Source organism: Streptomyces sp. NPDC050610 (assembly GCF_040654875.1).
Taxonomy (GTDB): domain Bacteria; phylum Actinomycetota; class Actinomycetes; order Streptomycetales; family Streptomycetaceae; genus Streptomyces.
The window spans coordinates 1-19,143 of the sequence record NZ_JBFAIV010000064.1 but is presented as its reverse complement, the minus strand read 5'-3'; the positions used below and the strand labels follow the sequence as shown (position 1 = coordinate 19,143).

Sequence of the window (19,143 nt, the reverse complement as noted above, 5' to 3'; positions counted from 1 at the left end):
GGCAGCGCGTCCACGATCCCGTCCACGAAGATGAACGCCGCCCGGATCGGGTGGCCGCACCAGGACGGCAGCAGGTCCTGGCGGGTTAGCATGGGTGCCGCGACCCACCCGTTCTCACGCCGCCTCAGCCCGCTCGAACGCCGGGGCGGCCGGCGGCGCGAACCACACGATGCGCGCCGTGACACCGGGTTCTCGGCCGAACCAGCAGATCGCGCGCTCGGTCGAGCTGAGCCTGTACTGCCTGCGGCCTTCGGCACTGATCACGTGAACGCTCCCGTCCTCGTGGGCCAGCCCCCAGCCGACCACTCCCCCGTCCGGGTCCTCCGTGTCCGTATCCCACTCCTGGACGACGGCGAAGAAGCGTGGCGCATCGATTAGTGCGAGTTCGCACAGTTCCTGATCAAGCGTCAGCGGGATGGGCACTGGGCGCTGCGAGGGTGTTTTGGCCATGGAAGTCTCCCGTCAGGAGGGGGATTTGGACCAGGGCGCAGTTGTGCACGCACGGCACGGCCACGCCAGCCGAAGTGGCTCGGGTCACACCGTAGCGTGAACCTTGAGATGAATATCAAGATTTGCCGCGATGAGTCTCAACACCCTCCATTAGGGTGACGCCAACACATCTCGCCCGAGGCAGAGAGGGACCACCATGGCCCCGACCAACCGTCCACCGACTGTGCGACAGCGGCGCTTGGGCGCGGAGTTGCGCAGACTCCGCGAGCGAGTCGATCTGTCAGCCACCCAGGCGGGCGCGCTCGCAGGTGCCAACCAGTCGCGGATCAGCACCATGGAATCGGGCCGCTATGCGGTGAGTGCGAACCGGGTCCGGGAGCTGGCCGCTCTGTACAACTGCGCGGACGACGAATACGTCGCGGCATTGACGGAGTTGACTGGACGGCAGTACCGAGGCTGGTGGGAGCAAGAACGGGAAGTCCTCCCCGCCAGGCTCCTCGACCTGGCCGAACTCGAACACCACGCCACGCATGTGCGCATCGCGACCATGGTTCACATGCCCGGACTGCTCCAGACCAGGGACCACGCGCGTGTGCTCTTCGACTCGACGGTCCCGCAACTTCCGCCCCACGTCGTGGAACACCGGCTCTCGTTCCGGATCAGGCGGCAGGGCATTCTCGACGGGGACAATCCGACCCCATTGACGGCAATCGTCCACGAGGCGGCTCTGCATATGGGGTTCGGTGGACCAGATGTTACTCGGGGCCAGCTTCAGCACCTCATCGAGATGGGCGAGCGCGAGAACGTTACGGTCGCAGTGATCCCGTTCGGCGTCGGCGCGCTCCACGGTTCTGGCCAGCCCATTGTCTACTTCGGGGGCTCGGTATCGCAGCTCGATACGGTCCACCTCGACACAGATCACGGCAACGAACTACTCGACGCGGAAGCCCACCTCGTGAAATACCGGAGCGTGCTGGACCGCCTTGAAAGCTACGCGCTCAAACCAGCGGCGTCCCGCGATCTGATCCACAGCATCGCCCAGAGCCTCTGAAGGGAAGCAATAGTGCCCGCCTATGTCTGGCAGAAGTCCTCCTACAGCCAGGAAGGAGCCAACTGCCTCTACGTCGCCAAGGCACCTGGCGACTGGCGAACGTCCTCGTACAGCGGACAAGGAGCCAACTGCCTGAACGTCGCCGCCGAACCCCCCCACGTCATCAAACTCCGCGAAAGCGACACCCCCGACGTCATCCTCACCACCACCCCCGCCAGCCTCCACGCCTTCATACGAGCCGCCAAAACAGGCCGGTTCGAAGGCCGCTGACCGGGAACTCGCAGAGCATGGCCGCCCACGCTTGGCAGAAATCCTCCTACAGCCATGAGGGCTCCAACTGCCTCTATGTCGCCAAGGCCCCCGGCGACTGGCAAACGTCCTCGTACAGCGCCCAAGGCGCCAACTGCCTCTACATCGCCGCCGAATCCCCCCACGTCATCAAACTCCGCGAAAGCGACACCCCCGACGTCATCCTCACCACCACCCCCGCCAGCCTGCACACCTTCATACGAGCCGCCAAAGCGGGACGGTTCGACACCCCCCGCTAACACGCGGCAGGGCCGCGCCCCGACCAGGGGCGCGGCCCGTCACGTATCGGCCCGGTGGCGCGAGCCGACCGGCGTCAGCCAACCGGCGTCAGCCGACCGGCAGTCGGAGGGTGACGACGGCCCCGCCGTCAGCGGCGTTGGAGAAGAGCAAGGTCGCGCCGATGACCTTGGCCTGGCCGGAGGCGATGGTGAGGCCGAGGCCGTGGCCGTGGCCGCGTTCGGCTGCTCCGGTGCGGAAGCGTTGCGGTCCTTCGGCGAGGAGGCTGTCGGGGAAGCCGGGGCCGTGGTCGCGAACGGCTACGGTCGTGTCCTCGACGGTGATCTCGACCGGGGCGGCGCCGTGCTGGTGGGCGTTGACGATCAGGTTGGCGAGGATGCGGTCGAGCCGCCGGGGGTCGGTCTCCACTACGGCGGGCGGCGCGGCGTCGGCCGTGAGACGCGCGTCGAGGCCGGTGCGGGCGAGCGAGTCCCGGACCAGATCGGGGAGGACGACGGGCCGCAGGTCGGCGTGGGCCGCGCCGGCGTCGAGGCGGGAGATCTCCAGCAGGTCTTCGACGAGGGCGCGCAGCACTCGTACCCGGTCTCTGACGAGGTCGGTGGCCTCGCTGTCGGGGAGCAGTTCGGCGGAGGTGACCAGGCCCATCAGCGGGGTGCGCAGTTCGTGGGCGACATCGGCGGTGAAGCGCTGCTCACTGCGGAGCCGGTCCTGCAAGCTGTCGGCCATCGAGTCGACGGTGGCCGAGATCTCGGTGATCTCGTCGCCTTTCCGGCCGCCCGTCCCGGTTCTGGCGGCCAGGTCGCCGGAGGAGATGCGCCGGGCCGTACGCGCCACCCGCCGCAGTCGCCGGTTGGGGAGTTCGGCGGCGAGGGCGGACAGGGGGACGATGACAGCCAGCGCGACCAGTGAGTACTTCCACATGTGCCGGTCCTGGGCGCGGCGGCTGAGTTGGTCGGGGACCATGCTGATCGTGACTGCCGCCAGACGCCCGTCAGGCAGCCGTTCGCCGGCCCACATCTTCGGATCGTAATCGTTGCTCTCGTCGTACAGGTGGCCGTGCCCGTTCTCCCGGACCGTTCGCACCAGAGCCGCCGGCATGTCCTCGGGAGCCACCAGGCGCGCCCCGCCTCTGCCCGCGAGGGCGGCGTTCAGGGCGCTGCGCGCCTTGGCCTCGCCGTCGTTCATGGACCACTTGTACGTACTGCGGTGCACCAGCAGCCCGACCGTCAGCGCGATGCCGCAGCACGCCACGGCTACCAGGAGGGCGATCCTCCAGCGCAGCGAGCGCCAGTTGAGCAGGGACCGCCGGGCTCCCATGTGTCAGCTCCTCAGCTTGTAGCCGAAGCCTCGGACCGTCTCGATGCGCTCGGCTCCGATCTTCTTCCGCAGCCGCTGCACGCACAGGTCGACCACTCGGCTGTCGCCGTCCCAGCCGTAGTCCCACACGTTGCGCAGCAGGGCCTGCCGGTCCAGGACGATGCCCGGGTGGGCGACGAATTCCAGCAGCAGCCGGAGTTCGGTGGGGGCCAGGGCGACCGGCTCACCGGCCAGGAACACCTCCAGGCCGGCTGTATCGACGGCCAGGTCCCCGAAGACGAGCCGGGGGCGCCCGCCGGATGGATCGCTCCCGCCAGGAGGGAACGGCCCACCCGGCAGGGGGACCGTGGATCCGCCCGGCACCGCCGTCGCGGTGCCGGGCTCCGCTGCCACCGCGACCGGCGCGAACGTGGCGCGGCGCAGCAGGGACCGTATCCGGGCCACCAGCACGGCGGTGTCGACCGGCTTGACGACGTAGTCGTCGGCGCCCGATTCCAGCCCGGCCACGATGTCCGGGATGTCCCCGCGGGCCGACATCATCAGGATCGGGGCCGTGCTGGTCTCCCTGATCCGGCGGCACAGTCCGATGCCGTCGAGTTCCGGCAGCATGATGTCCAGCAACAGCAGGTCGTGTCCGCCTTGCCGGAACAGTTCGAGACCGGTCAGTCCGTCACCGGCGGAGGTGACGCGGTAGCCGTAGCGCTCCAGCGCCAGCGTCACCGATCTGCGGATCACCTCGTCGTCCTCGACGAGCAGGACCGCTACGGGCGCCGGGGCGCTCTCCCCGGACAGTGGGGCCGACATATTCCCCCATGGGACGTACTGGGTGCTGGGCGACCATGATGCGATGAGGAGGTCCGCCTTGCCCAATCAGCGCACGTGGCCGGGGGTTGCCCCATCAGCACCCGTGGCCGCGCCTTGCCCGGTCAGCGACCGTGGCTCGCGCGCGGCTTGGCACCAGTGAGCGTGCAGCCCTGGCGCGACAAGTCCAGCTTCGACCCCGCCGTCATGCAGGACGCGACCCCGTCGACCTGCTGGCCGTAGCCGCGCCCCTTTACGGAGGTCACCGTTCCGTCCGAGCCCACCTCGCAGGGGTTGTTGTCCGTGCACTTCTCGCCCGCGTCGTTGTGGGTGTTGTGTATCCCCACCACCGTGGTGCCGTCGGGGGCCAGCAGCGCCGAACCGGAGGTGCCGAACCAGGGGGCGCAGTCCTCGCCGGTGGCGTAGCGGATCGAGTGGTCCTGCTGGTAGCCGCCCTCGCGCAGGTGCGGGACCACGGTCTCGGCGGTGCAGTGGAAGCGGCGGCTGGGGTAGGCCATGGTCAGCGAGTCGCCCGCGCGCGCCGGGGAGGACGCGAGCCGGAAGACCTTCGCGCCCTCGGCCTTCAACTGCGCGTAGGTCTGGTCCAGACGGTAGAGCGCGACATCGGTGCCCGTCATCGTCGCGTACACCAGCCGATTCGCATGGGCGGTGGTCTTCGGGTAGCCCTGGCGGTCGGCGATCGGCACGTCGCGGTCGGCCGGCTGGTCCGTCAGCGCGGCTCCGGGCGCGGGCCGCTTCCCCTCCACGCAGTGGCCGTTGGTCATCAGCAGCGCCGGGTCCTGCGGCCGGGAAGCCGGGGTGCTCACCACCGAACCCGCGCACATGCCCAGGTCCACCGCGCCTTCCACGTTCGGGATCTTGTCGTCGGGCGGGACGTGGGCGCCGCTGATGATGCCCTTGATCCAGTCGGCGTGCCGGGTGACATCCGTGTACAGCGTCTTGCCGCTCCTGTCGGGGCCGCTGACCACACCGGCCAGCGCCCACTGGTGGCCCTCACGGACCAGCGCGGGCCCGCCGGAGTCCATGTTCGACGCGGCGACGCTGCCGTCGGCGCTGCCGATGCACAGATCTCCGCGGTCGGCGTGATCCGGGCACGTCGCGTTCGGCTGGACCACGGTGTCGGCCTCCCGCAGCCGCTTCGGGAAGCACGCCGAGTCGGTGGTGTCGTCGCAGGTCATGCCCCAGCCCATGATCCGGACGGGGGAGTTGTCCTTCGGCGTGGCCGAGGCGATCCGCACGGGCTTGGCCCGCACCGGGGTGCGCAGGTGCATCAGCGCCATGTCCTTGCCCCAGAACCCGCCCTCGTCATTGACGGTCGCCAGCCGGTAGTAGTGATCGACCTCCGCGACCTCGCCCCCGGACGCGGGGTCCAGCGACCCGACCCGGACCTTCCAGCCCTTCGGGACCCCCACTCTCGCCCCGGTCGGGTTCTTGCCGGCGCAGTGGCTCGCGGTCAGCACCCACTGCGGTGCGAGAACCTCGACCCCGCAGCCGTGTCCGTCCGGGCGCGGCGACGCGGGGAAGGCGGGCTGGAACGATCCCATGAACGAGTAGGCGTGGGTCGACTCGGTGCCGCCCACGATGGCCTGCGCCGGCGGCGCGGCCATCATGGACGCGGTCATGGCGACCCCGGTCGTCAGGACGGCGGCCGCCCTCCGACTTATCCGATTACGCATCAGCGTCTCCCCTTTCGTCCGCCGCGGGCCACTCCCGCGGCGGGCTCGTACGGAGGAGGAACGGCGCCCGGCCGTCCCGTCCGGCCACTGATGCTGGGCCGGGCGGACCGCCGCCAGGGCTCACCCGCGTATCAGACGCCGCGCGGCGACCGCTCAGCTGTGTATCACCCAGCTGTGTACCGACGTGTGCGCGTCGAGAACGCGGCAGGGCCGCACCCCCCTCCCGGGGAGTGCGGCCCTGCGTGCGTACGAACGTACTGGGGAGACCTACTCGCTGATGAGCGACCGCAGCACGTACTGCAGGATGCCGCCGTTGCGGTAGTAGTCCGCCTCACCGGGGGTGTCGATACGGACCTTGGCGTCGAACTCGACGCCGCTGTCCGTGGTGACCTTGACCGTCTCCGGAATGCCGCCGTCGTTGAGGGCGACGACGCCCGCGATGTCGAACGTCTCCTCGCCCGTCAGCCCCAGGGACAGCGCCGAGGCGCCCTCCGGGTACTGGAGCGGGAGGACGCCCATGCCGATGAGGTTCGAGCGGTGGATGCGCTCGTACGACTCGGCGATGACGGCCTTCACGCCGAGCAGCGCGGTGCCCTTGGCGGCCCAGTCGCGGGACGAGCCCGAGCCGTACTCCTTGCCGGCCAGGATGACCAGCGGGGTGCCCTGCGCCTGGTAGTTCTGCGAGGCGTCGTAGATGAACGAGACGGGGGCGTCGGCGGCGTCGGCGGCCTGGGTGAAGTCGCGGGTGAAGCCGCCCTCCGTGCCGGGCGCGATCTGGTTGCGCAGCCGGATGTTGGCGAAGGTGCCGCGGATCATGACCTCGTGGTTGCCGCGGCGCGAGCCGTAGCTGTTGAAGTCGCGACGCTCGACGCCGTGCTCGGTGAGGTACTTGCCGGCCGGGGTGTCGGCCTTGATCGCACCGGCCGGGGAGATGTGGTCGGTGGTGACCGAGTCGCCCAGCTTGGCGAGGACGCGGGCGCCCGAGACGTCGGAGACCGGGGAGGTCTCCATCGTCATGCCCTCGAAGTACGGGGGCTTACGGACGTACGTGGACTCGCTGTCCCACTCGAAGGTGTTGCCGGTCGGGATCGGCAGCGCCTGCCACTGCGCGTCGCCCGCGAAGACGTCGGCGTAGTCCTTGGTGAACATCTCCTGGCCGATGGCGGAGGCGACGACCGTCTCGACCTCGGACTCGGAGGGCCAGATGTCCTTGAGGTAGACCGGGTTGCCCTCGGTGTCGGTGCCCAGCGCCTCGGTGGTGATGTCCACCTTCATGGAGCCGGCGATGGCGTACGCGACGACCAGCGGCGGGGACGCCAGGTAGTTCATCTTGACGTCGGGGTTGATCCGGCCCTCGAAGTTGCGGTTGCCGGAGAGCACCGAGACGACGGCGAGGTCGTTGTCGTTGACGGCCTTGGAGACCTCGTCGGGCAGCGGGCCCGAGTTGCCGATGCAGGTGGTGCAGCCGTAGCCGACGAGGTTGAAGCCCAACTTGTCGAGGTACGGGGTGAGGCCGGCGCGGTCGTAGTAGTCCATGACGACCTTGGACCCGGGGGCCAGGGTGGTCTTGACCCACGGCTTGCGGGTGAGGCCCTTCTCCACCGCCTTCTTGGCCAGCAGCGCGGCGCCGACCATGACGTACGGGTTGGAGGTGTTGGTGCAGGAGGTGATCGCGGCGACGGCGACGGCGCCGTGGTCGATCTCGTACGTCTGGCCGTCGGGGCCGGTCACCGTGGTCGGCTTCGTCGGCACACCGTTCTGGACGGCGGGGGCGTCGGAGGCCGGGAAGGACTCCTTGCCCGCCTCCTCGTCGTCCGCGACGTAGTTGCGGACGTCGGTGGCGAACTGCTCCTTGGCGTTGGCCAGGACGATGCGGTCCTGCGGGCGCTTGGGACCGGCGATGGACGGCACGACGGTGGCCAGGTCGAGCTCCAGGTACTCGGAGAACTCCAGCTCGCGGCTGGGGTCGTGCCAGAGGCCCTGCTCCTTGGCGTACGCCTCGACCAACGCGAGCTGCTGCTCGTCGCGGCCGGTGAGCTTCAGGTACTTGATGGTCTCGCCGTCGATCGGGAACATCGCGGCGGTGGAGCCGAACTCCGGCGACATGTTGCCGATGGTGGCGCGGTTGGCCAGCGGCACGGCGCCGACGCCCTCGCCGTAGAACTCGACGAACTTGCCGACGACGCCGTGCTTGCGCAGCATCTCGGTGATCGTGAGAACGAGGTCGGTGGCGGTGGTGCCGGTGGGCAGCTCACCGGTCAGCTTGAAGCCGACGACGCGCGGGATGAGCATGGAGACGGGCTGGCCGAGCATCGCGGCCTCGGCCTCGATGCCGCCGACGCCCCAGCCGAGCACGCCGAGGCCGTTGACCATGGTGGTGTGCGAGTCGGTGCCGACGAGGGTGTCGGGGTACGCCTGGCCGCCGCGGACCATGACCGTACGGGCCAGGTGCTCGATGTTGACCTGGTGGACGATGCCGGTGCCGGGCGGGACGACCTTGAACTCGTCGAAGGCGGTCTGGCCCCAGCGCAGGAACTGGTAGCGCTCCTTGTTACGGCCGTACTCCAGCTCCACGTTCTGCGTGAACGCCTCGGGGGTGCCGAAGCGGTCGGCGATCACGGAGTGGTCGATGACCAGCTCGGCCGGGGCGAGCGGGTTGATGCGCGCCGGGTCGCCGCCCAGCTCCTTGACGGCCTCGCGCATGGTGGCGAGGTCGACGACGCAGGGCACGCCCGTGAAGTCCTGCATGATCACACGGGCCGGCGTGAACTGGATCTCCTGGCTGGGCTGGGCGTTCGGGTCCCAGCTGCCCAGCGCCCGGATGTGGTCGGCGGTGATGTTCGCGCCGTCCTCGGTGCGGAGCAGGTTCTCCAGCAGCACCTTCAGGCTGTAGGGAAGGCGCGCGGCGCCCTCGACCTTGTCCAGCTTGAAGATCTCGTACGACTCGTCGCCCACGCGCAGCGTGCTGCGGGCGTCGAAGCTGTTCGCCGACACGACAGTCTCCTTCATGCATGAATTCGCGCGTACTACCGCGATCCTGCCGTCACAGGACCTTGCCGATCCGCTAAGGTCAACCTAAGTTAGGTACGCCTTACTGGCGCGGCAGCGGTACGCCTCTCGGCAGATATCTCGATGTCGAGATAACTCTAGTACATCGCTCCCGCCCGGTCATGCGCCGCCCTGCGACGGCTCTCCCGCTCTCCCGCCGAGGCGCCCGCTCACCGAGCCCGGTCGTTCCGCCTTCGTTCCCATTTCTTCTTTCCCAGTGAACCTCGCCGCGCGAGTGATCGCACTGGCGGGGGCGGGGAGGGTGGGGGCAGGGATGATGGGGGCCGGGGAAGCTGGGGGCCGGGCGGCTGTACCGGCCGCTGCCATCGCGGCTCGGTGGTGGCGCGGGGCGCCTCCGCGAAAACCTGTTGGCGGGGCGCGGCGACCGCTGCTAGCTTTCCGGCGGCCGTGCGAGAGAACGAGGAGGTGGTACCCGTGACCGCAGTATCGACATGGGTGCTCCCCTCCGGGGTCACGGTCGGGCGATAGGCCGTCCGGGAGCGCCGTTCGAGCGCACTCCCGAAAGGCACGACCATGCACTTCACTTCCGAACGACGCCTCGCCGACGGCGTCCTCGAACGCGACTTCACCCTCGGCGAGATCCCCGGCACCCTGTGGACTCCCGAATCCGCGTCCGCGTCCGCATCCGCCGCATTCGCACCGACGCCGCTGATCCTGCTCAGCCCCCCTCCCCTCGGGCTTCGCAAGACGTACCCCCGGCTGGCGGCCCGAGCCCGGCACTCCGCTGCGGGCGGCTTCGCCACGGCCGCCATCGAGCTCCCCGGATGCGGCGACCGGCCCCGCCGACCCGCCGCCGAGCAGGCCCTCGCCGACCTGCGCCGGGCGCTGGAGGCCGATGGGCCGGTCAGCGACGAGATCATCGACGCCCTCATCCTGCCCCTGGTCGACGAGGCGGTCCCGGAATGGCAGGCCGCCCTGGACGCACTCCAGTCACTGCCCGGGATCGGCGGCCCGGTCGGCTACTCGGGAGGCGTGATCTCCATCGGGGTCCGGCTGGCGGCGGTCGAGCCGCGCGTCTCGGCCGCCGTCCTGTTCGCCGGGAGTTTCGTGCCTCGCTCCATCTTCGAGGAGGCCCGCCGGGTCACCATCCCGCTGCACGTCCTGCTCCAGTGGGACGACGAAGGCAACGACCGGCGGGCGGCCCTGGACCTGTTCGACGCCTTCGGCTCCAAGGAGAAGACCCTGAACGCCAACATGGGCGGTCACACCGGCGTCCCTCAGCATGCGGGGGACGCCGCGGCCCAGTTCTTCACCAGGCACCTGAAGTGAGACCGGGGCGCGGGGCCGGGGGCAGCAGACCGTAGGCGGTCGGCGGGGGCGGCGCCGTGGGCCACGTTCCGTCGCGGGCTCGGGTGTGAGCGGCCTTCTCGAAAGTCTCGAAAGTACGGTGCGAACCGCTCGTACCGCACTTTCCGTCGACCTGCCTACCTGCCTACCTGTCGAGCTGTCGAGCTGTCGAACCGAGAGTCCGGGTCGTCGAAGGCTCAAGACCGACCGGTCGTCTCAGGCGGCGCGGCCACCGCCTCCAAGTCGTCGAGGAGCCGCGTCGCCGCCGCCGTCAGTTCGCCGAGCGACGCGGTGACCGGGCCGCCGCGCGGATCGGTGTGGTGGGACGCGAGGCGGCTGCCCGCCTCGCGGGCCTCTTCCCACGCGCGTACCGCCCGTTCCTCGTCCGCGTTCGCCTCCGCGTCCGCGTCCGCGTCCGTCGTACCGAACCGGTCCGCGTCCACCGCGCACACCTCCCCCGCCGCTCGCAGCAGCGCAGCCAGCGCGCCCAGCGCCGTCTCGGGAGGGGCGGCGAACCGGGGGCGTTCCCGAACGGTTTCGGCCAGTGAGCGCATCACCGCCGAGAGGTGGCCGGCCACCCGCTCCCACCGGAAATCGCCGCCGCCCGCCGGAGGATGAGGCGCCGAACGGCGCAGTCGGCGGCCGGGGTTGAGGCGGCGGCTCTCCTCGGAGTGGCGGCGGGCGGATTCGAGTTCGGCCACGGTCGTACCGAGGCGCAGCGCCCGCGCGTACCAGTCCTCGGCGGCCGCCGAGTCGTACCCGCCCTCGATCCCGTCCGCCGCGTCGCGCAGCAGTTCCGCGCAGTCCCTCGGCACCCGGGTGCGCAGTTGGCGCACGCCGCCCGTGTGCACGGGCGGCAGCACGAGCGCGTTGACCAGGACGCCGACGACCGCCCCGAGCAGCGTCTCCAGGAGCCGGTGCAGGATCTCGACGGGCCCGTACGAGCCGTAGGTGAGGACGAACAGCGCGGCGGTCGGCGCATACCACCCCTGTCCTCCGAACCGGGAGTACGTGCCGATGAGCACCGTGATCGGCATCGCGATCGCCATCGCGGCCATCACGTCATGGGTGAGCGTCGCCGCCACGGCGGCGATCAGGGTGCCCGTCGCGACGACCACGAACTGCTGCGCGGCGGACCGGAGCGAGCGGTAGACGGTGCTCTGTACGAGGACCACGGCGGTCCACGGGGCGAGCAGCGCCATCGGGGCGTTCCACCACCAGCCCGCGAGCGCCCACGCCGCCAGCGCGGCGGCCGCGGCCTTGAGCGCCTGGACGGCCGTATCGCGTTCCGGGCCCGCGGACGTCGCGGCCCTGCGGATGGCACGGGCCACGCCGCGGACCTCGACCGCGAGCGCGCTCCCCAGCCTGCGTGACATGTGCCGGCCTCCCGGGTCGGTGCGGGGTCAGGTCGAGGCGGGTGCCCGGCCGGCTGCGCGCCATGCCCGCCGGGGGTTCCCTGGCCGGCTCCGCGCCGTGTCCGCCCGGGCGGTCGCCTGCGGTGACCATACACACCACTTGGGCTATTTGTGCCGTTTCATGAGAGCCCTCGGCGCCACCGTCGCAGCGGCGTTGCGGTACCTCGCAAGAGCCCTTCCATGGGGCTATTTTCAGCCAAGATTAGGTTAGGCTAACCTTTGCCCCGTGAAGGTCGGTGAAGAACTCCCCCAGGCCGCGCATACCCGCGGCCACACCCTCTCCGCCACGGGTGTCACCGTGGCGTACGACGGTGTCGACGTCGTGCACGAGGCGTCCCTCGAACTGTCGCCCGGGCAGGTGACCGTACTGGTCGGCCCGAACGGCAGCGGGAAGTCGACGCTGCTGCGGACCGCGGCCCGGTTGCAGCGGGCGCGGAGCGCGGCGCTGACGCTCGACGAGGGAACGGACTGCTTCGCGCTGACGCCCCGCGAGTTCTCGCGGCGCGTGGCGCTGCTGCCCCAAGGGCGGCCCACGCCCAGCGGGCTGACCGTGCGGGACGTCGTGGAGTTCGGGCGGTATCCGCACCGGGGCCGCTGGGGCCGGTCCGACCCCGGCGGGCGCGCGGCAGTGGACCGGGCGCTCGGCATGACCGGCGTCGCCGACCTGGCCGAGCGGGGCGCCGAGCACCTCTCCGGCGGCCAGTTGCAGCGGGTATGGCTCGCGGGCTGCCTCGCGCAGGAGACCGGCGTGCTGCTCCTGGACGAGCCGACGACCTACCTCGACCTGCGGTACCAGGTGGAACTGCTGGACCTGATACGGGATCTGGCGGACGAGCACGGGATCGCCGTCGGCGTGGTCCTGCACGACCTGGACCAGGCGGCGGCCGTCGCCGACCGGATCGTGCTGCTCGGGGAGGGCCGCGTGATCGCGGACGGCGAGCCCGAGGACGTACTCACCCCGGAGCGGCTGACGGACACGTACGGCATCCGCATCGAGGTCTCGACCGACCCGCTGACGGGGCGGCTGCGCACCCGCGCGATCGGCCGGTACCACACGCGCCGGGCGGCGGACGAGGACGCGGCGCGGGGCAGCGACCGGACGCCGACCGCACAACCGGCCACACGAACCGACGGCGCCGCCCCGGCCGACGGCGCGGCGCAGGACAACGGCGTGGCACAGGACAACGGCACCGCGTCGCAAGACGGCGGCACCGCCCCGGACGGCGCCCCGGTCCCGGCCGACGACACCACCACGCAAGACAGCAAGCAGAACGCGCGCGACGCGCACAGTGAAAGGCTCAGTGCCACCTCATGAGACGACTCCTCCTCACCGCGGCCGCGGCGGCCGCCGCCGCGCTCACCCTCAGCGCGTGCGGTACGACCGAACCCGCCGCGGACCAGTCCAAGAAGTCCGACGACGGGCACATCACCCTCACCGGCGCGTCCGGCACGAAGGTGGAGCTGGACGGGCCCGCCAAGAAGGTCGTCGGGACCGAGTGGAACGTCGTCGAGCACATGGCCTCGCTGGGCGTCCAGCCGGTCGGCGTCGCCGACGTCAAGGGGTACAAGACCTGGGACAAGGCCGCGCCGCTGAAGAACGAGCCGAAGGACATCGGCACGCGCGGCGAGCCGAGCATGGACACCGTCGCGGCCCTCGCGCCCGATCTCATCGTCGCCACCGACGGCCTGCCCAAGGCCGCCCTCGCGCAGCTGCGGAAGATCGCCCCCGTGCTGGACGTGAAGTCCGCCGACGGGTCCGACCCGATCGGGCAGATGACCAGGAACCTGGACCTGATCGCCAAGGCCACGGGCACCACGGAGCAGGCCGGCAAGCTCAAGAAGGGTTTCGAGGCGAAGCTTGAGGAGGGCCGGCAGGCGCTGGAGAAGTCCGGGCACAAGGGCACGAAGTTCGCCTTCGCGGACGGGTATGTGAATGGCAGTCAGGTCAGCATCCGCCCGTACCTCAGCGGTTCGCTGATCGGCGCGGTGAACGACAAGCTCGGGCTGAAGAACCCCTGGAAGGTCAAGGGCGACCCGGCCTACGGGCTCGGCTCCACCGACGTCGAGGGGCTCACCAAGCTCGACAAGGACACGGAGTTCGGGTACATCGGCAACGACGACGACAAGACCAGCTCGCCGTTCTCCGGCGCCCTCGCCGACAACGCGGTGTGGAAGTCGCTGCCGTTCGTGAAGGCGGGCAAGACGCACCGGCTGCCCGACGGCGTGTGGATGTTCGGCGGCACCGGGTCGATGGAGTCGTACATCGACTCCGTCGTCGCCGCGCTGAAGAAGTGATGACGGAGCGCGCGTAGACATCATGGCCGTCACCACCACCGCTCCCCCCGCTCCTCCCGCCCCCACCGCGGCCGCGGCCTCCCGGACGGGCGGCGCGGTCGGGGTGACGGCCGCGCTCGTCCTGCTGGTCGCCGTCCTCGCGGTCGTCGACATCGCCCAGGGCACCTCCGCCGTCGGCGCGGCCGAGGTCTGGAAGGCGTTCACCGGGCAGGCCGACCCGGCGGACGCGTCCGTCGTCGTCGCCTCCCGGCTGCCGCGTATGGCCGCCGGACTCTTCGTCGGCGCGGCGCTCGGCATGTCGGGCGCCGCTCTCCAGGCCGTCAGCCGCAACGTCCTCGCCTCGCCCGACACCCTCGCGGTCAACGCGGGTTCCTACTTCTCGCTCGGGCTGGTCGCCGCGACCGGCGTCTCGCTGCCGGTGTTCGCGTCCTCCGGCGTCGCCTTCGTCGGCGGTCTGGCGGCAGCCGCCGTCGTCCTCGGGCTGTCCGGCCTGGGCACCGGGACCGTACGGCTGGTACTGGCGGGCAGCGCTCTCACCCTCGGCCTCGCCTCCGTCACGGGAGGGCTGCTGCTGCTCTTCCCCGTGCAGACGGAGGGGCTGTACGCGTGGAACCAGGGCAGCATCGCGCAGAACGGCTTCGGCAGCGTGCTGTGGATGGTGCCGCTCGCCGTCGCCGCCCTGGCCGGGCTGCTGCTGATCGCCCGCCGGGTCGACGCCCTCGCGCTCGGCGACGACGCCGCGCGGGGCCTCGGCGTGCCCGTACGGGCCACCCGCGTGACCACCGTCGTACTGTCCGCGCTGCTCTCCGCCGCCGCCGTCACCCTCGCCGGGCCGATCGGCTTCGTCGGCCTGTGCGCCCCGGCCGTCGTACGCCTGCTGGCGCGCCGCTACCGCGGATTCGCCCGAGTTCGTACGAGCGTGACGCTGTCCGCCCTGGCCGGCGCGGCCCTCGTACTCGGCTCGGACGTGGCGCTGCGGGCCATGGTGTCGGCGGACACGTCGGTGGCCGTGCCGACCGGCGTGGTCACGAGCCTCGTCGGCGCCGCCTTCCTGGTGGTACTGGCGACCAAGGGCCGGGACACCGGCGCGGCCGCACCGCCCGACCGGCTGCGCATCCGCAGCCGGACCGTCTTCCTGACCGTGACCGCCGTGCTGGTGGCCGCGCTCATCGCGCTGGCCATCGGGTCCGTACTGCTCGGCGACTCCAAGCTGCTGCTCGGCGACGTCGTGAACTGGACGCAGGGCAGGGCCGGCCGGGCCGTCGCCTTCGTCCTCGACACGCGGGTGCCGCGGGTGCTCGCCGCCGTCCTCGCGGGCGCGGCCCTCGCCCTGGCGGGCACCCTCGTCCAGGCCGTGACCCGCAACCCGCTCGCGGAACCGGGCGTCATGGGCGTCTCCGGCGGCGCGGCGCTGGGCGCGGTGATCCTGGTGACGACCGTGCCGCAGGCCGGGCCGGCGGGGCTCGCCGGCGCGGCCTTCGCGGGCGCCGCCCTCGCCTCCGCGATCGTCTTCGGGCTGTCCGCGCGCGGCGGCTTCCGGCAGAACCGCCTGGTCCTGGTCGGCATGGGCGTCTCCACCGCCAGCGCCGCCCTGATCAGCCTGTTCATCGTCCTCACCGACCCGTTCAACGCCACCAAGGCGCTGACCTGGCTGTCCGGTTCGACGTACGGGCGCACGATGCCCGACCTGGTGCCGCTCGCGATCGTCCTGGTGGCGGCCGTCGCCGTGGCGGTCGTACGGCGCACCGAACTCGACCTCGTATCGCTCGACGAGGACACCCCGCGGCTGCTGGGCCTGGGGCTGTCCCGGTCGCGCCTCGGCTTCCTGGTGCTGGCCGTGCTGCTGAGCGCGACGGCCGTCGCCTGCGCCGGCACCATCGCCTTCGTCGGCCTCGTCGCCCCGCACGCCGCGCGCGCCCTGGTGGGCCGCCGGCACGTACGGGTGGTACCGGTGGCGGCGCTGCTCGGCGCGGTGCTGGTGGGTACGGCGGACATGGTGGGACGCACGGTGATCGCGCCGGCCCAGCTCGGCGCGGGCCTGCTCACATCGGTCATCGGCACGCCGTACTTCCTCTGGCTGCTGGTACGGACGCGGACGGCGGGGCGGTAGGGGGACGGGGTCGGGGACGGGTCCAACACCGCCGGTACGGGCCCGGGGACGCCGACTGCGCCGGTTCCATCCAGCGCCCGTACGGCGCGGGTCTGCCGAGCGAACTGATCCGTACGGTGGTCCAGGGGATCACTCGCGTTCGCGGACAGCCCGACGAACGACAGCCCGACGAACGCCGCGTGCCCCTTCATCAACCGGCCTCGGCCCCCCTTCCCCGTACCCGGAGGCCGGGCCGGACTCCTGGGCCCGAGAGCAGGCCCAGGAGCGGCGGGTCTACCGGGACGCGTCGGGGTACGCGGCGGTCGCGCGGATCTCGACGAGGAGTCCCGGGCTGGCGAGGCCGTCGACCCCGATGATCGTCCAGGTCGGATAAGGCGCTTCGACGAGGCGCTGCTTGGCCTCGATGAAGCCGGTCAGGTGCCGGCGGATGTCGACGTGGTAGCTGGTGACGTCGACGAGGGCGGACAGGTCGAGATTTTCCAGCCGGAGGATCTCCTCGATCTTCCGGATGGCGATCTCGCTCTGCTCTTCAATGGTGTCCGGGATGCTTCCGTCAGCGCGGCGGCCGATCGTTCCCGCGATGAAGAGGAGACCGTGCGCGCGGACCGCGGCGGAATAGCCGAAGCCGGCGAAGGCGCTGGTGGTCTGCCCGAAGACCGCGTTGTCCTCGGGAACTTCGACGGTGTGGATGGTCATTGCGGTGCTTCCTTTTCCTTGCTGCGAGGGGTTTCTTCTCGACAGAGGTTTCTTCTCGGCCGGGTATTCGCGTCGGCGCGGCGCGCGGTCAGTTGCCCCAGCGGGACGAACCGAAGGCGTGTTCCATCCGGGTCCGGCCGAAGGTCTCGCGTTCGCGGAGGAATTCGCCGGGGATCGAGTACCGGGGTGCGTTCTTCGGGTTCTTCGCGGCCTGCGCGACGATCGCGTCGGTGAGTGAGCCGATCATGTCCAGCCGCGGGTAGGCGGTGTGCACGGCGTCGGCCTGCCCGTCGGTGACGGCGGCGACGTGGTCGGAGCCCATCGGGCCGCCGAAGTCGAGGGCGACGCCTTCGCGGACGAGGACGCACAGCGTGCCGCGGCGTTCGGCGATGCCAGTGGAGGTGTGCAGGGCGATGGCCTGCCAGACCTGGTCGGCGTCCGCCGCGGACGATCCGTGGTCGATGAGGAACGCGGCGGCCCGGTCGGCGCCTTCGACCTCGAACCGCTGCTGGTGAGGGCTGTCCGAGGCCACGCCGAGGTCGTGCATCGCACACGCGGCGAACAGCAGGTCGTCGTCGTAGTCGTCGCCGGCGGCCAGATCGAGGCGGGCGGCCACCAGCCGGGCGAACAGGTAGGTGCGGATGCTGTGGTTGAACACGGAGGGCGATTCCACCGGCTGAATCAGGTTCACGACGGCGTCGGCAAGCGGTGAGCCGGGCAGCGCGATCAGTTCGGCGCTCGCCTCGGGAGTAGTGGTTCCGGTCATGTCTCCAGCCTGACCGCACCCCTCCGACCTGGCGAGAGGCAAAATTCCCCGACTTCGTTAGGATATTGCCATGACAGTGCACCGAGTCGCGGTCCTGGCGCTGGACGGGGTCACCCCGCTCGACCTGGCGATCCCGACGCAGATCTTCAACGCCCGGCCGGAGACGCCCTACGAGATGACCCTGTGCGCGCTCGACGCGAAGGTGACCACCACCGCGGGGTTCACGCTGGTCGCCGACGGGGACCTGGAGCGGGTGCGCGCCGCCGACACCGTGATCGTGCCGGGATACGAGCCGCTCCTTCGGCCGCCGGATGCCGTGCTCGACGTCCTGGCCGAGGCCCGTGACCGGGGCCGGCGCGTGGTGTCGATCTGCACGGGGGCGTTCGTACTGGCCGCGGCGGGCGTGCTGGACGGCCTGCACGCCACGACCCACTGGAAACACATCGACGACCTCGAACGGGACTTCCCGGCCGTCTCGATCGACCGCGATGTGCTCTACGTCGACGAGGGGAACGTGCTGACCTCGGCCGGAGTGTGCTGCGGCATCGACCTGTGCCTGCACATCGTCCGCCGCGACCTGGGCGCCATGGCGGCCAACCAGATCGCCCGCGGCCTGGTGGCCGCACCGCACCGCGACGGCGGGCAGGCCCAGTACGTACCGGCGCCGATCGCGGTGGCCGGCCGGGCATCGCTCTCCGATACCCGGGGATGGGCCCTGCACCGGCTCGACGAGCCGCTCTCGCTGCGCGTGCTCGCCCGGCACGCCGGCCTCTCGCAGCGCACCTTCATGCGCCGGTTCACCGAGGAGACCGGCACCACCCCGTTGCAGTGGCTGCTCAACGCCCGCCTCGGCAAGGCTCGCGAACTGCTGGAGACCACGGACCACCCGGTCGACCGGGTGGCGCGCGACTGCGGGCTGGGCACGGCGGCCAATCTGCGCCTGCACTTCCGACGCGCGCTCGACACCACCCCCACCGCCTACCGCCGCACCTTCGCGCGCTCGACGCCGCACGGCGGTCGCGTCGGCGACCCGAGCCCCGGCCGGTAACCCCGCGTCCGCCTCCTTGACGACGCGGGCTGACGACTCCTCCCCTCCCCACGCACCGGCCGTCCGCAGAGGCCCCAAGGCCCAGTTCCCAGGCGGTGAGCAGGCACTCAGCGGGACGTGAGCGAGACGTTTCCGGAACGTCAGCGGCCCCGGGAACAGTGGTGTCCAGAGGGCGGGAACGGCCGAAGAAGAGTCCCGCACGAGACACAGGGAGAACCCGATCATGCGTACTTCCCGGATCCGCACCACCGCTCTGGCCACCGTCACCGCCGCACTGGCACTGGGCCTGACCGCCTGCGGCAGCGGCGGCGGCGACAACGGTTCGAAGGCGGCGAGCGGCAGCCACGACGCCGCTACCGCGCAGAGCCGCCTCGCATCCACCGGACACGACAGCGACAGCGGCAGCGGCAGCGGCAGCAAGGAAGGTCTGCGCCCGCAGAGCGCCTCCGGCGGTACGGACGCGGCCGCGAGCAAGGGCTCGACGGCGAGCAAGAGCTCGGCGGCGGGCGGCGGGCAGTGCCGGGGCGACGAGATGCTGGTCAGCGCGGTGCACCGGTTCGCCGGACAGCAGGGCGACCACCTGCTCGTCACCGCG

15 protein-coding genes and 2 pseudogenes are annotated in these 19,143 nt (G+C 71.1%); 9 read left to right on the top strand and 8 right to left on the bottom strand.

Annotation, left to right across the window (positions count from 1 at the left end; genetic code table 11):
* Positions 1–114: 114 nt before the first annotated feature.
* Positions 115–423 (bottom strand): hypothetical protein, encoded by a 309-nt coding sequence (locus AB0I22_RS38385; RefSeq protein ID WP_363135674.1) that lies wholly within the window; start codon positions 421–423, stop codon positions 115–117.
* Positions 424–646: 223 nt separating this feature from the next.
* On the opposite strand from AB0I22_RS38385, the gene AB0I22_RS38380 reads away from it, so the two are divergent.
* Genes AB0I22_RS38380 through AB0I22_RS38370 form a run of 3 tightly spaced genes read left to right on the top strand, consistent with a single transcriptional unit; the run spans position 647 to position 2,049 of the window.
* Positions 647–1,501 carry a helix-turn-helix transcriptional regulator gene (locus tag AB0I22_RS38380; protein ID WP_363135673.1) on the top strand — a complete coding sequence of 285 codons (855 nt, stop codon included), beginning with the start codon at positions 647–649 and terminating at the stop codon, positions 1,499–1,501.
* Positions 1,502–1,513: 12 nt separating this feature from the next.
* Positions 1,514–1,771: a DUF397 domain-containing protein gene (locus AB0I22_RS38375; protein ID WP_363135672.1), complete on the top strand. Its 258-nt coding sequence runs from the start codon at positions 1,514–1,516 to the stop codon at positions 1,769–1,771.
* A gap of 17 nt (positions 1,772–1,788) precedes the next feature.
* Positions 1,789–2,049, top strand: coding sequence for a DUF397 domain-containing protein (locus AB0I22_RS38370; RefSeq protein ID WP_363135671.1), 261 nt, complete (start codon positions 1,789–1,791; stop codon positions 2,047–2,049).
* Positions 2,050–2,137: 88 nt separating this feature from the next.
* On the opposite strand, the gene AB0I22_RS38365 is transcribed toward AB0I22_RS38370, so the two are convergent.
* The 4 genes from AB0I22_RS38365 to acnA all read right to left on the bottom strand — a co-directional run bounded on the left by AB0I22_RS38365 (position 2,138) and on the right by acnA (position 8,856).
* Positions 2,138–3,364 carry a HAMP domain-containing sensor histidine kinase gene (locus tag AB0I22_RS38365; protein ID WP_363135670.1) on the bottom strand — a complete coding sequence of 409 codons (1,227 nt, stop codon included), beginning with the start codon at positions 3,362–3,364 and terminating at the stop codon, positions 2,138–2,140.
* Between the two features lie 3 nt (positions 3,365–3,367).
* The gene (locus tag AB0I22_RS38360; protein WP_363135668.1) at positions 3,368–4,168 is read right to left on the bottom strand and encodes a response regulator transcription factor; all 801 of its coding nucleotides are present in this window, start codon (positions 4,166–4,168) and stop codon (positions 3,368–3,370) included.
* Between the two features lie 122 nt (positions 4,169–4,290).
* Positions 4,291–5,862, bottom strand: a complete 1,572-nt coding sequence (locus tag AB0I22_RS38355) for a trypsin-like serine protease (RefSeq protein WP_363135667.1) — start codon at positions 5,860–5,862, stop codon at positions 4,291–4,293.
* Between the two features lie 267 nt (positions 5,863–6,129).
* A complete protein-coding gene (gene acnA, locus AB0I22_RS38350; RefSeq protein ID WP_363135666.1) occupies positions 6,130–8,856 on the bottom strand; it encodes an aconitate hydratase AcnA in 2,727 nt (908 codons plus the stop codon).
* A 588-nt stretch (positions 8,857–9,444) separates the two neighbouring features.
* On the opposite strand from acnA, the gene AB0I22_RS38345 reads away from it, so the two are divergent.
* Complete coding sequence (locus AB0I22_RS38345; RefSeq protein ID WP_363135665.1) at positions 9,445–10,200, top strand: alpha/beta hydrolase; 756 nt, start codon at positions 9,445–9,447, stop codon at positions 10,198–10,200.
* A gap of 215 nt (positions 10,201–10,415) precedes the next feature.
* Here the strand turns inward: AB0I22_RS38345 and AB0I22_RS38340 are convergent, their stop codons facing one another.
* Positions 10,416–11,594 (bottom strand): aromatic acid exporter family protein, encoded by a 1,179-nt coding sequence (locus AB0I22_RS38340; RefSeq protein WP_363135664.1) that lies wholly within the window; start codon positions 11,592–11,594, stop codon positions 10,416–10,418.
* A 265-nt stretch (positions 11,595–11,859) separates the two neighbouring features.
* Here AB0I22_RS38340 and AB0I22_RS38335 point away from each other — a divergent pair.
* The 3 genes and pseudogenes from AB0I22_RS38335 to AB0I22_RS38325 form a co-directional block, all read left to right on the top strand.
* Positions 11,860–12,693 (top strand): annotated as a pseudogene (locus AB0I22_RS38335) (ABC transporter ATP-binding protein); the annotation flags it as partial.
* A 251-nt stretch (positions 12,694–12,944) separates the two neighbouring features.
* Positions 12,945–13,928: an iron-siderophore ABC transporter substrate-binding protein gene (locus tag AB0I22_RS38330; RefSeq protein WP_363135663.1), complete on the top strand. Its 984-nt coding sequence runs from the start codon at positions 12,945–12,947 to the stop codon at positions 13,926–13,928.
* A gap of 22 nt (positions 13,929–13,950) precedes the next feature.
* A complete protein-coding gene (locus tag AB0I22_RS38325) occupies positions 13,951–16,038 on the top strand; it encodes an iron ABC transporter permease (protein WP_363135662.1) in 2,088 nt (695 codons plus the stop codon).
* Positions 16,039–16,311: 273 nt separating this feature from the next.
* Here AB0I22_RS38325 and AB0I22_RS38320 read toward each other — a convergent pair whose 3' ends face one another.
* Together AB0I22_RS38320 and AB0I22_RS38315 are read right to left on the bottom strand one after the other, a co-directional pair.
* Positions 16,312–16,734, bottom strand: coding sequence for a Rid family hydrolase (locus AB0I22_RS38320; protein WP_363135661.1), 423 nt, complete (start codon positions 16,732–16,734; stop codon positions 16,312–16,314).
* 88 nt (positions 16,735–16,822) lie between these two features.
* Positions 16,823–17,500, bottom strand: coding sequence for an HD domain-containing protein (locus tag AB0I22_RS38315; RefSeq protein WP_363135660.1), 678 nt, complete (start codon positions 17,498–17,500; stop codon positions 16,823–16,825).
* A 70-nt stretch (positions 17,501–17,570) separates the two neighbouring features.
* Here AB0I22_RS38315 and AB0I22_RS38310 point away from each other — a divergent pair, with 70 nt between their 5' ends.
* The gene (locus AB0I22_RS38310; protein ID WP_363135659.1) at positions 17,571–18,548 is read left to right on the top strand and encodes a helix-turn-helix domain-containing protein; all 978 of its coding nucleotides are present in this window, start codon (positions 17,571–17,573) and stop codon (positions 18,546–18,548) included.
* 223 nt (positions 18,549–18,771) lie between these two features.
* Positions 18,772–19,143: pseudogene (locus AB0I22_RS38305) on the top strand (hypothetical protein); the annotation flags it as partial.

Coding starts and splice junctions, on each gene's coding strand:
- AB0I22_RS38380 (WP_363135673.1), top strand. CDS start 647: ATGGCCCCGACCAACCGTCCACCGACTGTGCGACAGCGGCGCTTGGGC.
- AB0I22_RS38370 (WP_363135671.1), top strand. CDS start 1,789: ATGGCCGCCCACGCTTGGCAGAAATCCTCCTACAGCCATGAGGGCTCC.
- AB0I22_RS38365 (WP_363135670.1), bottom strand. CDS start 3,364: ATGGGAGCCCGGCGGTCCCTGCTCAACTGGCGCTCGCTGCGCTGGAGG.
- AB0I22_RS38360 (WP_363135668.1), bottom strand. CDS start 4,168: ATGTCGGCCCCACTGTCCGGGGAGAGCGCCCCGGCGCCCGTAGCGGTC.
- AB0I22_RS38355 (WP_363135667.1), bottom strand. CDS start 5,862: ATGCGTAATCGGATAAGTCGGAGGGCGGCCGCCGTCCTGACGACCGGG.
- AB0I22_RS38345 (WP_363135665.1), top strand. CDS start 9,445: ATGCACTTCACTTCCGAACGACGCCTCGCCGACGGCGTCCTCGAACGC.
- AB0I22_RS38340 (WP_363135664.1), bottom strand. CDS start 11,594: ATGTCACGCAGGCTGGGGAGCGCGCTCGCGGTCGAGGTCCGCGGCGTG.
- AB0I22_RS38330 (WP_363135663.1), top strand. CDS start 12,945: ATGAGACGACTCCTCCTCACCGCGGCCGCGGCGGCCGCCGCCGCGCTC.
- AB0I22_RS38325 (WP_363135662.1), top strand. CDS start 13,951: ATGGCCGTCACCACCACCGCTCCCCCCGCTCCTCCCGCCCCCACCGCG.
- AB0I22_RS38320 (WP_363135661.1), bottom strand. CDS start 16,734: ATGACCATCCACACCGTCGAAGTTCCCGAGGACAACGCGGTCTTCGGG.
- AB0I22_RS38315 (WP_363135660.1), bottom strand. CDS start 17,500: ATGACCGGAACCACTACTCCCGAGGCGAGCGCCGAACTGATCGCGCTG.
- AB0I22_RS38310 (WP_363135659.1), top strand. CDS start 17,571: ATGACAGTGCACCGAGTCGCGGTCCTGGCGCTGGACGGGGTCACCCCG.